The organism is Candidatus Sulfotelmatobacter sp., assembly GCA_036500765.1.
Classification (GTDB): domain Bacteria; phylum Acidobacteriota; class Terriglobia; order Terriglobales; family Acidobacteriaceae; genus Sulfotelmatobacter.
The window spans coordinates 510,903-524,199 of record DASYBM010000016.1; the positions used below are offsets into that span (position 1 = coordinate 510,903).

Below are 13,297 nucleotides of genomic sequence, written 5' to 3' on the forward strand. Positions count from 1 at the left end.
TTAGGAGCCGCTCGATCTTGTAGCGCCGCCGTCCTCGGCGGCTGTCATGCGGGCGTCTCGCCCGCACACCCAAACCCATTTCCACTGCTTGAGCTTTGCTTTCTCAGGGTTTTCCGCCACGTAGCGAATCGAGCGCTCTAACTCACTTTCGTCCCGTATCAGGTGGTCATAGTACTCCCTTTGCCAGAACGAGCCGTTCCGTCCGAGGATCTTATTCGCGCGTTTCGCGGTGAACGATTTCCACGAATGAACCACGGTCGCGAGGGTCTCGCTCGGGAAGATTTTCACGACCACATGCACGTGATTCGGCATGATGCACCAGGCAAAGAGGCGATAGCGCTTTTCGTCGAAGTGGCGCAACGTGTTGGCTACTTCTTGTGCGACTACGGTATTGCGTAGGTGACAAGCGCCCCCGCCGCTGTCAAGAAACTTTTCGACGGTGGGCGTGGAAAGCAGTTGAATCTTCCGGCGCTCGTCGGGGCTCAGATCGCGGTGTAGCTGATTTGCAGTTTTAACAATCGCCTCGCGTTCGGATTCGATCTGATCGAGGACGGACTTCGGCAAGGAATCGGTTAGTCGGAACGTGATGAAGTAGGTTGAGTTCTCTCTTTCCCAGTGAGGTAATCGACCTCGATCGCGAATTGTAAGCTCGCCGAAGCGCGGGCGGGACGCCCCCGCGACAGCCGGCGGGACGCCGGCGCTACCGTCGGTCGCGGCGGCGACGGCTTCGGTTTCGAGCGTCGGCTTCAGTGCGGGCTTCGGCTCGCCGCTCACGACTCGTCCTCGGGGTCTTCTGGATTGCTTTCGCGAATCGGGTCGTCGGCGTCCGCTACCGGCGATGAGATCGCGTAAGCGCCGCTGGACCACTTGCCGAGGTCGATGAGGCGGCAGCGGTCGCTGCAGAAGGGGAAATCCGCGTCGGTGCTCTTTACCGGTTTCTTGCAAATCGGGCACCGGAGTTTAAGGGTACGCTTACGCGGCATGCAATTCTTATTGTAACGGGAATGATGGGGCGACGATTTTCCGTGAGGATGATTTCTAGAGGCGACTCCTACTCGGCCTTCGCTGCACGACCTTCGCTATACGATCTTTTTTAAACGATCTTCGTTAAACGATCTTCGTTAAACGATCTTCGCAACCAGGTCGTAATCGTGCGCCTCGGTGATCTGGCAGCGATAGAACTCACCGGGCTGCGGGACAATCTCTTCGGGAAAATCGTTGACGAAGACTTTGCCGTCGATTTCCGGAGCGTGCATGGGAGTGCGGCCTTCGAGCAGGAGTTCGGTTTCTTCCGACTCGCCTTCGAGCAGCAGATCGATTTCCCGGCCCACCAGCGCCTTCTTTTTCTTCCTGCTGATCTTTTGCTGAATGCCCATCAGATGCTTTCGGCGGCGCTCGATCTCGCGGGGCGTAAGCTTTTTCTCGAGGGTGTAAGCGGCAGCGCCATCCTGATCGGAATAGGCGAATGCGCCCATCCAGTCGAACTGCGCCTCACGGACGAAGTCGCACAGTTCTTCAAATTCTTTCTCAGTCTCGCCGGGAAAGCCGACGATGAACGACGTGCGCAGGGTCAGGTCGGGAATGGTGCGGCGCATCTTGGCGATAGAACGCAGGAAGACATCGGGTCCGCCGCCGCGCTTCATACGCTTTAGCACTGAGGCCGAAGCGTGCTGCAAGGGCACGTCCATGTAGGAACAGATCTTTTCGTGACGGGCGATGGTATCCAGCAATTTGCCGGTGATCTTGTTGGGATAGGCGTAGAGAAAACGCACCCACCGCACATCGTCGATGGCGGCCAGTTTTTCGAGCAACAGAGCGAGGCCGTCTTTCAGGCCCAAGTCTTCGCCGTAGCAGGTCGTGTCCTGGCCGATGAGAGTAATTTCGCGAACGCCGCCTTGGGCCAGACGCTCGGCCTCGGCGATGACGGATTCGAAACGGCGCGAGCGGAATTGGCCGCGCAACTGAGGAATGATGCAGAAGGTGCAGGGATGGTCGCAGCCCTCAGCGATCTTTATATAAGCCATGTGGGCAGGCGTCGCCAGTACGCGCGGCGTCGAGTCGTCGTAAAGATAGTTGGGCAGGTCCTCGATCGCCCCGTCCCAGGATTCGCGTGAGAATCGGCCCTGCGCGGCGCGGGCATCGCCTTCAGCCCGCGACTGTATGACCACAAGAGGAGAATTACTGCTCAGGGGAGGCGCCGGCGGCACGCCGGTGGCGGCAAGAATTTTCTCCAACTCGCCCGTACCGACAACCGCATCGACTTCGGGAATATCTTTGCGAATCTGGTCGCGGAAACGCTCGACCAGGCATCCCGCGACCACGAGTTTCTTGGCTTTGCCGCCGGTCTTGTGCGCCGCCATTTCGAGAATCGTGTTGACCGATTCCTGCTGGGCGCTTTCAATGAACGAGCAGGTGTTCACTACGATCACGTCAGCGTCTTCGGCGCGGCGCGTGAGTTTAGCTCCGGCCCGCGCCAGCATACCCATCATCACTTCGCTGTCGACCAGGTTCTTGGGGCAGCCCAGGCTGACGAACCCGATTCTCTGCGGTGATTCGGTCTGCGGTGACCCACTCTGCGAAAGTACCGCCTGCGGACTCTCGGCAGGGGTATTCTGCGTCGAGTTTTCTTGGGGGCCGCCGATAGTGAGGTCTTTTACAGGCATCCAATCTTTCTATTTTAGCATTTCAGCGAGCAGCCTTTCGAAGCAGCGTCTCAAGTTCGCCGATAGTTCAGGTAACACATAAAGATACCCACAGGTCCAAAACAGCCGGGGTCGTGCTAGGCTATGTCTTACCGCCGTCACAATTTAGCATCACCTCGCAGGAGGCGAAATGTCTGGTCAACGTCTGTGGATTGCGGCAGTTCTTGCAGCGACCTTGTTATCAGCGTCGGCGGTTGCGCAGGATGAAACGAATGAAATCGGCGGCATCCTGGGACGCACCTTCATCAGCAATAAAGGTGTTACCGGTGGACCTGATCCGAATTCCGTCATCTCTTCCGGCAACGGCCTCACGTTTAACATAGAGTATGCGCGCCGGCTTATTGTGACTCCAGTCTTCGCGATCTCCGGCGAGGCGATGGTGATGGTCAACAAGGACGAAGATATCAATGGCGGCGCTTATGGCTTCGCGATCGTGCCCAACCAGTACAGCGAGCTCTTCGTCGTTCCGGCGGCCCGTGCGAACTTGTTTCCGACCACGGCGGTCTCGCCGTGGGTTAGCATTGGCGTCGGCTTTGGGCGCATCTCTGAAAGCAAGAATTTGATCTATGGTGGACCTAACCCGGGCGGCTCGTCGACCTCTGCGGTCATCCAGGGTGGGCTCGGTCTGGATGTGAAGGTGTGGAAGAAACTTTTCATCCGCGGAGAAGTTCGTGACTTCTGGTCCGGAGAGCCGGATTTTCCGCTGGCTCCAACCAGCAATTCGCGGCAGCACAACTATTTTGTGGGGGGCGGAGCGTTCTGGCGTTTTTAGCTGGGGGGCCGCGCACGCAAAAAGTTGACTAGCGGGCGCGCGCAGCCGACTCGACTTCCTCGTACAACTCCGGCAAACGCCGAGCATCTTCGGCGGAATCTCCAAAGCGCGCGGATTCGTACACCGCGGTAAAGCGTGCCACTGGCTCGCGGAGCCGAGCGTCTTCGATTTTCTTTACGAATTCCTGGGCGGTTTGCGCGGCAGGTTTTTCCACTCCACGCCGCGCCAGCGCGCGCGCCATGCGTGCGTACCATATAGCCGCAGCTTGTTCCGGGGATCGCTCGGGATGCGCACTCAACCATTTCTCGTGCAGCAACCGGGCAATGCGGCGGATATTTCCCAGCAACAGAAGCAGGAGCACGAGAACAGCGGCGAAGATCGCCCAGCCGCCCGGCGAATGCTGCACGCGATCCTGACTTTGCCGCGCCCATCTCAGCATGGCGGCATAACGTTCGCGAGCCCAGATGCGCGATCGCTGCCAGAGACGAAGGGTGCCGCCAACCGCGGCTTGGCCGAGAGAATACTGATGCGAGGTGTCGTAACTGACCACCCAATCGCGCCAGAATGACGACATGGCATCGAGATATAGAGCCAGCCGGTCCCAACCGTGCGGTGTGCCGCTGGAGCCCGCGGGAGTCGGGTCAAAAGTCTGCCAGCCATAGCCGGGGAAATAAGCTTCCACCCAGGAATGGGCATCTTTCGCGCGCACCACGTAGTTTCCAGTCAGGTCGTTGAACTCGTCGGAGCGGAATCCGTTGACCACGCGCGAGGGAATGCCCAGCGTGCGCAACATAACCGCCATCGAAGACGCGAAGTATTCGCAATGTCCCTGCTTGCGCACAAAGAGAAAATTCGCGATCGGATCTTTGACCGGGGCGCGCTCCAGTTGCAGCGTGTAGCCAAATCGTGTTCGCAGATAATTCTCGATGGCGGCGGATTTGTCGAAATCGTTCTTCGCGGAATTGGCGATCTGAGCCGCCATTTGCGGAACCCGGGGATCGAGATCCGATGGCACGCGAAGGTACGGCGCCATCACCTGCGCGGGATAGTTTCGTCCGGCGGCGCGCAACTCTTCTCGCGACGGCGTCGCGATGTCGGAATCAGCCTCGTAGCGGCTGATGGGATGCTGCGAATCGGAGTCATATACCGCGTCGCCGGAGTCGGCAGTTAGCCGCGAGTAGCTGCCATTCACGTTGCGCGCCCACGGTGCAAGAAAAAAGACGTTGGTGCCGATGGGCTCCATCAGGACGCGGTAGTGGATTACATGCTCGGGGACTGGATTCCGTGCCGCATAAGACCGCAGCGCGGCGTCGCTGCGAGGGACCTGAAAAATGCTGGTGCTTAGCTGCCGCCGCAGAGCGAATTGCTCTTTCGGGTCGGACCAGCTGTGCCCGTCGAAATTCGCCAACGCCACGCCGCGCCAATGCAGGTCAGATCCACCTACGCGGTCGCCGTCGATTTGAATATGCATGACGACCGCATCCGACTGTTGAATCTGCCCAATCTGCCCCAACTGCACGCGCTCGCTGAAACCCGACGAGAGGTCGGTGCCAAACGAGTAGGCGCCCATATATCCCGCGTTCATGCGAGGCATCAGGAAGAAGACGGCGGCGCCGCAGATGAGAATCATTAACATCAACGCCGGCGCAACTCGCGCCAGCGAAAAAGCCAGGTGGCGATGTTCCTGGGGATCGTGGGAATGTCTTGCCTGAATACTGGCCGTCTGACCAGATCGGCGCATCTCCATAAGCACAAACGTTCCGACGGCCATCATCATGAACGCGGAGAATGAGAGCAGGAAGATGCTGTCGACGGTCAATACCGCAGCCGCAAGAACCATCAGAAAGGCGAGGATGGCGAGGGTAATATGGTCGCGCTCGCGGCGCAGGGAGAACATCCGCACCACAACGCCGAATAATGCCAGATGCACTGTAGCGGGAAGGAAGGCGCGCGAGAAAAGGAGGTAGTCGGCCGCAAAGAAAATGAAGTAGGCGATCGACAGGGGTGTGGTCCAGCGCTCGGAAATTACGACTCGGATCCGTTTGGCCAACAAGTAGCCACGGACGGCCAGCGCGCTTCCCACCAAAATTGTCGAGGGAAGGTCGAGTCCACCAGTCCCGGCCAGGGTGGCAAACCCAGTCAGCACAAGCAGGTAGAGCGCCAGTTCGAAGTAATGGTCGATGGCCCTCGCGAGCGGGATCACGCCGGATTGGGAAGCCTGAGTCGCCATTTCCTCGCTATATCGGGACAAATATGGAACCGAAATGTGGGGGCAGCCCCCAAGGCTATCCGGCGAGCGGAACTCGCCGATGCTCTATTGTTCGACAACCTTTCCCAGAAGGGAAGGCTTTGCCTGAAGATTCTTGCACCGAAAGTCACATGCTGTCCGCAGCAAACGAGGGTTGCGCTCGGCGGTGGGGGGTAAGATGCCCCCCCGGACGACTGGCGGGACGCCGGCGCTACACAGCCGTCGCGCCCAAGGGTACAAAATCGCGGAATGCTAAAATGGTTCAGGTCAGGCATCGGTCTCACGCGACGTACTCTCGCCAACCCCGCCAGGTCCGGAAGGAAGCAACGGTAACGGGCTCTTGCGTGTGCAGTGAGTCCCCGGTGCCTGACTATTTCAGTTCATCTTTTTTCACAGCCAACCCCGCGCGGTTCTTCGACCTCTCATTACCGAAATTTACAATCTCTTTACGACTCTTTTCGCATAAAAAGTTTTTCCGGGCCATCTATAGAAAGCAAGGCGCGGTTGAAAAATCGACCGGCCCCCGAGGAGAACATGAACGATCGCACTATTCCTTCCATAAAAGTTTCTGCCATGCAACCCCATGTCACTATTCGCGTAACGGGAAAGCTATTCGAAGGGCATCTACCCTATATGGAGCAATTGGTGCAATCGGCGATCGAGTGCAACCTGTGGCCCGAGTTAGATCTCTCGCATTTAGAAGAGTTGGACCGCGCGGCGCTTTTTTACTTGGTCAATGGCGAAAATCACGATTTCGGCATCGCATCGTGCCCGAACATCGTCCGCGAATGGATCGAGCACGAAAAGGAACACGCCGCGGCTTAACAATGCCGGCCAATTTGTGCGAGCTAACACCATAGGACACGAAGGTCCACGAAGCCGAGGAAGCCCAAAACTTCGTGTCCTTCGTGGTTCAAGCCTTTTCTCTTTATCTCTTTTCGGACCCACCACCGGCAAATTGGACAATGTCTTCCCGCTGCGGCAAAATAAGCGGTCCATACTTTTAGCCGGAGCACTCATTGACCAAACCGATCCGCGCCCAGATCAGCGCTCTCGGCACCTACGTGCCGCCTCGTCTTCTTACCAACGCCGACCTCGAAAAAATGGTCGACACCAATAACGAATGGATCATGGCCCGCGTCGGCATTCGCGAGCGCCACATCGTGGACAAGGGCGTAGCCACCAGTGACCTCGCCGTGGCAGCTGCCAAGATTGCCTTAGAACGCCGCGGCCTCAATCCCAGCGACATCGACCTCATCATCGTGGGCACGGTCACTCCGGACATGTTCTTTCCCTCCACCGCCTGCCTGGTGCAAAACAAACTCGGCGCCAAGGGAGCTTGGGGATTCGATGTCTCTGCAGCCTGCTCTGCCTTTCTCTACTCCTTGCAGACCGCGGCGCAATTCATTGCGAGCGGCCAGCATAAGCGCGCGTTGGTGATCGGCGCGGATGTAATGTCTTCGATCATCGACTACGCCGACCGCGCTACCTGCGTTATTTTCGGGGACGGTGCGGGGGCGGCGATTCTGGAGCCCGCCGAAGACGACTCTGTGGGATTGATTGACTATGTTCACGAAGTTGACGGATCGGGCGGGCAGTTTCTCTATATGCCAGGCGGAGGCAGCCTGAATCCCACCAGCAAGGAGACGGTTGAGAAGCGCATGCATTACGTGCATCAAGACGGCCAGCAGGTGTTTAAGTTTGCCGTCCGGAAGCAGACTGAGCTCTGCCAGACGCTGCTCGAGCGTAATGGGTTGAAAGGCTCCGACATCGATGCATTCATTCCTCATCAAGCCAACCTCCGAATCATCAACGCCACGGCCGACCGCTTGGGCCTGCGGCCCGAAGCGGTAATTGTCAACATCGACCGCTTCGGGAATACGACCGCGGGCACAATTCCACTGGCGATGAATACCGCGCTCGAGCAGGGTAAGCTGAAAAAAGGAAGCCTAGTGATGCTGGCGTCGGTAGGGGCGGGGTTTACGGTAGGCGCTACTCTGCTGCGTTGGGCGTACTAGAAGCGGGACTCAGGCCCTGGGCATTGGACCTCTGACCGCGGACTTCATAAGCACTCGAGTCGAAGCAATGCACCCGCCGGTTAATGTCTAAGCTGGATGCTGAAGCCGGACACGGGGCGCCCGAGGCCCGACGTCTGACGCCCGCTTTTTCCGTGACGTTCGTAACGTTTCCTTAGTTCATTTCCATAGCTTGAACGCAGTCCCGCTGCTATCGTTTTTGAACGTTCGCCCCACGTGGGGATGCCGGCGAGCGTGCAAGCCATGATTCGTAAGGCGATTTGCTGGTCTCTGCTGTTGTTCCTGGTATTGTTCCTGGGCTCGGCCGGAGTCGCCGCCCAAAACGCCGATCCCCGCGAGACTAAGCTGATAGTACTGGAGCACCTGTGGAATGAGGCTCAGGTAAACCGGGATGCATCCGCCCTGGATGCATTGGTTTCGAGCCGTTTTATAAACACCGAGTGGGACGGCGACGTCAGCGATAAGCAGAAGTTTCTGGCAGACATCAAAGATCCGCATTTCAAACCCAGCCTCGCCAATATCCAGGACGTGAAGATGAACTTCTTCGGCGATACGGCGGTGATCACGGGTATCTATCACACCGCCGGCACTTATCAGGGTAAGCCATACGACCACGTCGGACGATTCACCGACACGTGGGTTCTCGACACCGGCAAATGGCAATGCGTGGCCAGCCACACCAGCCTGCTGAAGAAATAACCCCAGACGGCTTCTTCGATCCGTACATTACGCGTTAGCGGCGTCTCGCTTATCGCGCCATAAAATTTTTCTATAGCGGAAATCCGCACCCGTAACAAGTGCGGGTGATCTAATCGGGTCGTAAGGGATTCGGTCGCGGGGTGCTCGGTCTTGGACTCTTAGGAGTAAGGCCAACGTTCGGTGTTTGCGGACCACCGACGACGGACAACCGACGACCGACGACCGAAGACCGAAGACCGCCGAAATCACCTGCATGCCAGCTACATCAAAGCCAAGCGCGTGGAAAGTTCTGCTGGCCTTCGCAATTATCTATTTTGTCTGGGGCTCTACATATCTCGCCATTCGTGTGGGCGTGCGCGTAGTTCCACCATTTCTTCTCGCGGCCATGCGCTTCCTGACGGCGGGACTCGTGCTTTTCGGATGGATGCGGGTACGAGGCACGCCTTCTCCAACCCCTCGCGAATGGCGTAGTGCCTCGTAGCTCGCCGTTTTGATTTTTGTTTTCGACTACGGTCTAGTCTTCTGGTCTGAGCGCCGTGTACCCTCTGGCATTGCCGCGGTCATGATGGCCACGATCCCGGTCTTCATGGCAATCGGCGAGATCGGGATTCTCAAGACGCAACGCCTCACGCTCCGGCTCACGATCGCCTTGCTGGTCGGTCTTGGCGGGGTCGCTGTACTTGTGAGCCGTACCCTGAACCTGGGAGAAGCTCCCATTGATTCCACTGGCGCCTGCGCCTTGATCCTCGGGGCCATCAGTTGGTCGATTGCGGCGTCCTTAAGCCGCAGGCTGCCGCTGCCCACCTCCAAGGCCATGAGTTCCGGGGCGCAGATGCTAGCTGGAGGAATCTTTCTCACTCTAACCGCTGCGCTTCTCGGAGAGTTCCGGGGCTTTCATGTGCGGGCGGTTTCTCGCGGGGCATGGATCGCTCTGGCCTATCTGATCGTGGCCGGATCAATCGTTGCATTTACCGCGTATGTTTGGCTGCTCCACCAGGAGTCGCCGACAAAAGTGGGCACGTACGCTTATGTGAACCCGGTCGTCGCCGTCCTGGTGGGATATTTCCTCGGCGGCGAAGCCCTCGGCCCGCGCACCATCGTCGGAACGCTGCTGGTGCTGGTGAGTGTGGTGGTGATCACGACCGCAGGGAAAACTGCTACGCCTAATCCTGTGAAGGACGTCGCCGAATTCGCCGAGCCCTAGGAACCTGCCAGGCGACTTTTTCCCTGCCGACATCCGGACCCCAGTCTATCTCTGGGTGACAATTCTCGGGTGTGACCTGAGCGATCAGTTCCTCGAGCGAAAGAGTTGGCTCGGTTCCCCTCGCAGCCATTCGGGGACGGGTGGCAAGTTGATCGCCCTGTTTTCCATGTTTTCCTTTTGGCATACGTCTCCTTGTGTGCCGCGCATCTAAATGTGCAAGACTTTACGGTCGCGTCATCTTTTCCGGCTTCACCAGTTGATCGAACTCCTCGCCGGTCAGGTATCCCAGCTTAAGCGCCGCCTCGCGCAGGCTTGAGTGGTCGACGTGCGCTGTGTGGGCGATCTGGGCGGCCTTGTCGTAGCCCACCTTTGGAGCCAGTGCAGTTACCAGCATCAGCGAATTCTTGACGTACCAGTCCACCTTCGCGCGATCGACTTCAATCCCGTTGAGCATGTACTCGACATACCCGTGGCAGGCGTCGGTGATGAGCGTAACCGAGTGCAGAAAGTTGTAAATGATGACCGGCTTGTAGACGTTCAGTTCGAAGTTGCCCTGCGATCCGGCGAATCCGACGGCGGCCGTGGCGCCGTGCACCTGCACGCAGACCATGGTCATGGCCTCGCACTGCGTAGGATTCACTTTGCCCGGCATGATCGATGAGCCCGGCTCGTTCTCGGGAATGGAGATCTCGCCCAGGCCGCAGCGCGGTCCGGAGGCCAGCCATCGGATGTCGTTGGAAATTTTCATCAGCGAGGCAGCCAGCGTTTCCATCGCGCCCTGCGCGAAGACGATTTCGTCGTGCGCTGACAATGCGGCGAACTTGTTGCCGTGCGAGCGGAAGGGAAGTCCAGCGAGTTCCGCGATCTTCTTCGCGGCGCGTTCGGCAAATTCCGGATGGGTGTTCAGGCCCGTGCCCACGGCCGTCCCGCCAATGGCCAGATCGTAAAGCCCTTCGAGGACCTGCTCCAGTCGATGGATGTCGCGCTCCAGCAGGCTGGCCCAGCCGCCGAATTCCTGGCCGATGGTCAAGGGCACGGCATCCTGCAAGTGCGTCCGGCCAATCTTAACCACGTCGTGAAATTCCCTGGCTTTTGCTTCAATCGCGGCGCGCACTGTTTTAATCGCGGGGATCAGCGCATTCTTTACGCGATCCGCCGCGGCAATGTGCATCGCCGCGGGGAACGTGTCATTCGATGACTGCGACATGTTGACGTCATCATTGGGATGAATCGGCTTCTTCGATCCCATTTCTCCTCCGGCAATTTCAATGGCGCGGTTGGAGATGACTTCGTTCATGTTCATGTTGGTCTGAGTGCCGCTGCCCGTCTGCCAGACACGCAGCGGGAACTGGTCGTCGAGCTTGCCCGCGATCACTTCATCGGCTGCCTGGACGATGAGCTTCGCCTTGTCGGCGGGAAGCTTGCCCAGATCCTGATTCACCAGCGCGCAGGCCTTCTTCAGTGTGCCGAAAGCGCGGATCAGCTCCGGCGGCATGGTGTCGCGTCCAATGTTGAAGTGCAGCAGAGAGCGCTGCGTCTGCGCGCCCCAGTACACACTCGAGGGAACTTCGATCTTCCCCATGCTGTCGGATTCGGTGCGGGTGGGTATAGCAGACTTTTTTAAGCCCGTTTCGGCGGCCTTCTCGGTAACAGTGGACATGGAAACTCCTGGCGGTGGCGGAGAGATAAGGGCAACAGAAAATTATAGCCCCGGGCTGCGCGCGGAAGGCGGTCGTCAGTTTGGCGAACAATCGATTTGCCCCATGCTAGAATCATCGCTTTCCGAGTTGCGTTCGAACCCTCGTCATCCTCGACCGACTCCGCATTCCCATGCCTGAATTTGTTGTGGCTGCCGAACTCGACACGCTGGTGAAAGCCAAGGCCAAAGCCAAGCCGCAGCCCGATATGCGCTGCGATGTGCTCGTCATCGGGGCCGGGCCGACGGGACTCGCGTGCGCCATCGAGGCCCAAAAAATCGGACTCAAAGTCGTCGTCGTCGACAAAGGGTGCCTGGTCAACTCCTTGTTTCATTACCCTCCGAGCATGGTGTTCTTCACCACGCCGGAGCTGCTTGAGATTGGCGACATTCCATTTACCACGGCACTGCAAAAGCCCAACCGCGAAGAAGCGCTCGAATATTACCGCAAGGTTGCCGAGCACTATCGCCTCGACGTCCGCCAGTACGAATGGGTGAAGACTGTCATGGGGGAAGATGGTAACTTCAGCATTACGGCGACCGATCGCGCCGGCCGTCCGCACGATTACAAGACGAAGAAGGTTATTGTTTCGACTGGTTACTACGATCTGGCCAACCAGCTCTGCATTCCGGGCGAGGATCTTCCTAAGGTCTCGCATTACTACGGCGAGCCGCATCCTTATTACGACACGGAGGTGCTGGTGATCGGCGGAAAGAATTCAGCGGCGATCGCGGCCCTCGATTTGTGGCGTCATGGCGCGCGTGTCACGCTGGTGCATCGCGAGGAGCGGCTTCATCATCACGTTAAGTACTGGATCAAGCCCGACCTCGAAAATCGAATCAAGGCAGGAGAGATTGAAGCCTACTTCAGCAGCAGCGTGCAGGAAATCGGGATCGACCACGTCGTGCTGAACACGCCGCGCGGCCCGGTCCGATTGAAAAACGACTTCGTGCTGGCGCTGATTGGCTACCATCCTGACTACGATTTTTTGCGCAGCATGGGCATCGAACTGTCAGAGCAGCAATGCCGTCCGGTGTGCGATCCAGTCTCGCTCGAAAGCAACGTTCCGGGAATTTATGTTGCAGGCGTGATCGTAGCTGGATCGCGGACCAACGAGATATTTATTGAAAACGGACGCTTCCACGGCCGGCAAATCGCGGAAGACCTCAAGAAGAATCTGAAGCCCACATCCCAGCGCGGTTACGATCCCACTCCCCAAGAATAAGGCCCAGGTAATAAATAATCTCCTTCCGGCAGACCCATGACTCACGCCGTTACACTGGTAGCCCGCATGGATCCGCACTGTTCCCTCCATTTCGCTCGCCTCTTACATCGGCCTCTCCGAGGCAACCGCAATTTCCGTCGCCTCTGGATGGCGGCGAAGTTGGGGCGGCTCTGATTTCTTCAATCACGATTTGCCCCTTCTGAGCTTGCTTTCAGCAGGATTCGTTCTTAATCTACTCCCCACATCCGATCGATCTTCGCCGCCATAATGAAGTCGCTCTCTGTGAGTCCGTCGACCTTGTGGGTCCAGAGCGTAATCTCCGCCTTGCCCCACGCCAGAAAAATGTCAGGATGATGTCCTTGCTCCTCGGCCAGGGCTCCCACGCGATTGACGAATTCGAGTGCCTGCTGAAAGTCGGGGAACTTGAACTCGCGTCGAAGGTGATGCTCGTCCACCACTGCCCACTTCGGGACGCTCCGATGAATCTCGCCCAGTCCCGGTCCTCTGAGCGGCGGAACGCCTCCGCGGCAAGGCACGCATTTTCTGTCGGCAAGTGCAGTTTCCATGAGTACCCTCGCAGGGAGATAGGGATATATCCTAGCAGGAGAACTGTGCTGACTTGGGCAGGTGCCGAAGGGATCGCCACATCATTCGCGCATCGAATCGCCTGCGTTCTGTGTACAATGTTCGTTCTGCTCCCCTCCCGGTTCTGAA

At 58.1% G+C, this 13,297-nt stretch carries 12 protein-coding genes, 1 other RNA gene and 1 pseudogene; 8 read left to right on the forward strand and 6 right to left on the reverse strand.

Going from position 1 to position 13,297, the window contains the following annotated elements; genetic code table 11:
- The 3 genes from VGM18_19325 to rimO all read right to left on the reverse strand — a co-directional run bounded on the left by VGM18_19325 (position 1) and on the right by rimO (position 2,663).
- The gene (locus VGM18_19325) at positions 1–774 is read right to left on the reverse strand and encodes a transposase (protein ID HEY3975167.1); all 774 of its coding nucleotides are present in this window, start codon (positions 772–774) and stop codon (positions 1–3) included.
- Entirely contained in the window at positions 771–983 is a 213-nt protein-coding gene (yacG, locus tag VGM18_19330; GenBank protein HEY3975168.1) for a DNA gyrase inhibitor YacG, read from the reverse strand. The genes VGM18_19325 and yacG overlap by 4 nt, the downstream gene beginning before the upstream one ends.
- A gap of 138 nt (positions 984–1,121) precedes the next feature.
- Positions 1,122–2,663 carry a 30S ribosomal protein S12 methylthiotransferase RimO gene (gene rimO, locus VGM18_19335; protein HEY3975169.1) on the reverse strand — a complete coding sequence of 514 codons (1,542 nt, stop codon included), beginning with the start codon at positions 2,661–2,663 and terminating at the stop codon, positions 1,122–1,124.
- Between the two features lie 169 nt (positions 2,664–2,832).
- Here rimO and VGM18_19340 point away from each other — a divergent pair, with 169 nt between their 5' ends.
- Entirely contained in the window at positions 2,833–3,474 is a 642-nt protein-coding gene (locus tag VGM18_19340) for an outer membrane beta-barrel protein (GenBank protein HEY3975170.1), read from the forward strand.
- Between the two features lie 28 nt (positions 3,475–3,502).
- Here the strand turns inward: VGM18_19340 and VGM18_19345 are convergent, their stop codons facing one another.
- Entirely contained in the window at positions 3,503–5,704 is a 2,202-nt protein-coding gene (locus VGM18_19345) for a DUF3488 and transglutaminase-like domain-containing protein (GenBank protein HEY3975171.1), read from the reverse strand.
- Positions 5,705–5,993: 289 nt separating this feature from the next.
- Here VGM18_19345 and ffs point away from each other — a divergent pair.
- From ffs to VGM18_19375, 6 genes and pseudogenes are all read left to right on the forward strand, one after another.
- Positions 5,994–6,090: signal recognition particle sRNA small type (gene ffs, locus VGM18_19350), an RNA gene on the forward strand.
- Positions 6,091–6,256: 166 nt separating this feature from the next.
- On the forward strand, positions 6,257–6,547 hold the full coding sequence (locus tag VGM18_19355) for a hypothetical protein (protein HEY3975172.1): 291 nt from the start codon (positions 6,257–6,259) through the stop codon (positions 6,545–6,547).
- Between the two features lie 194 nt (positions 6,548–6,741).
- Complete coding sequence (locus VGM18_19360) at positions 6,742–7,740, forward strand: beta-ketoacyl-ACP synthase III (GenBank protein HEY3975173.1); 999 nt, start codon at positions 6,742–6,744, stop codon at positions 7,738–7,740.
- Between the two features lie 261 nt (positions 7,741–8,001).
- On the forward strand, positions 8,002–8,457 hold the full coding sequence (locus tag VGM18_19365) for a nuclear transport factor 2 family protein (protein HEY3975174.1): 456 nt from the start codon (positions 8,002–8,004) through the stop codon (positions 8,455–8,457).
- 253 nt (positions 8,458–8,710) lie between these two features.
- Positions 8,711–9,130: pseudogene (locus VGM18_19370) on the forward strand (EamA family transporter).
- Positions 9,131–9,139: 9 nt separating this feature from the next.
- Positions 9,140–9,661: an EamA family transporter gene (locus VGM18_19375; protein ID HEY3975175.1), complete on the forward strand. Its 522-nt coding sequence runs from the start codon at positions 9,140–9,142 to the stop codon at positions 9,659–9,661.
- A gap of 223 nt (positions 9,662–9,884) precedes the next feature.
- On the opposite strand, the gene fumC is transcribed toward VGM18_19375, so the two are convergent.
- The gene (gene fumC / locus VGM18_19380; protein ID HEY3975176.1) at positions 9,885–11,321 is read right to left on the reverse strand and encodes a class II fumarate hydratase; all 1,437 of its coding nucleotides are present in this window, start codon (positions 11,319–11,321) and stop codon (positions 9,885–9,887) included.
- 245 nt (positions 11,322–11,566) lie between these two features.
- Between fumC and VGM18_19385 the strand changes: the two genes are divergently transcribed.
- A complete protein-coding gene (locus VGM18_19385) occupies positions 11,567–12,583 on the forward strand; it encodes a YpdA family putative bacillithiol disulfide reductase (protein HEY3975177.1) in 1,017 nt (338 codons plus the stop codon).
- Positions 12,584–12,810: 227 nt separating this feature from the next.
- Here VGM18_19385 and VGM18_19390 read toward each other — a convergent pair whose 3' ends face one another.
- On the reverse strand, positions 12,811–13,149 hold the full coding sequence (locus VGM18_19390) for a 4a-hydroxytetrahydrobiopterin dehydratase (protein ID HEY3975178.1): 339 nt from the start codon (positions 13,147–13,149) through the stop codon (positions 12,811–12,813).
- Positions 13,150–13,297: the final 148 nt, after the last annotated feature.

Bases quoted from the DNA above. Each gene is read 5' to 3' on its own strand.
- VGM18_19340 (HEY3975170.1), top strand. From the start codon at position 2,833: ATGTCTGGTCAACGTCTGTGGATTGCGGCAGTTCTTGCAGCGACCTTG.
- rimO (HEY3975169.1), bottom strand. From the start codon at position 2,663: ATGCCTGTAAAAGACCTCACTATCGGCGGCCCCCAAGAAAACTCGACG.
- yacG (HEY3975168.1), bottom strand. From the start codon at position 983: ATGCCGCGTAAGCGTACCCTTAAACTCCGGTGCCCGATTTGCAAGAAA.
- VGM18_19365 (HEY3975174.1), top strand. From the start codon at position 8,002: ATGATTCGTAAGGCGATTTGCTGGTCTCTGCTGTTGTTCCTGGTATTG.
- VGM18_19385 (HEY3975177.1), top strand. From the start codon at position 11,567: ATGCGCTGCGATGTGCTCGTCATCGGGGCCGGGCCGACGGGACTCGCG.
- VGM18_19390 (HEY3975178.1), bottom strand. From the start codon at position 13,149: ATGGAAACTGCACTTGCCGACAGAAAATGCGTGCCTTGCCGCGGAGGC.
- VGM18_19355 (HEY3975172.1), top strand. From the start codon at position 6,257: ATGAACGATCGCACTATTCCTTCCATAAAAGTTTCTGCCATGCAACCC.
- VGM18_19345 (HEY3975171.1), bottom strand. From the start codon at position 5,704: ATGGCGACTCAGGCTTCCCAATCCGGCGTGATCCCGCTCGCGAGGGCC.
- fumC (HEY3975176.1), bottom strand. From the start codon at position 11,321: ATGTCCACTGTTACCGAGAAGGCCGCCGAAACGGGCTTAAAAAAGTCT.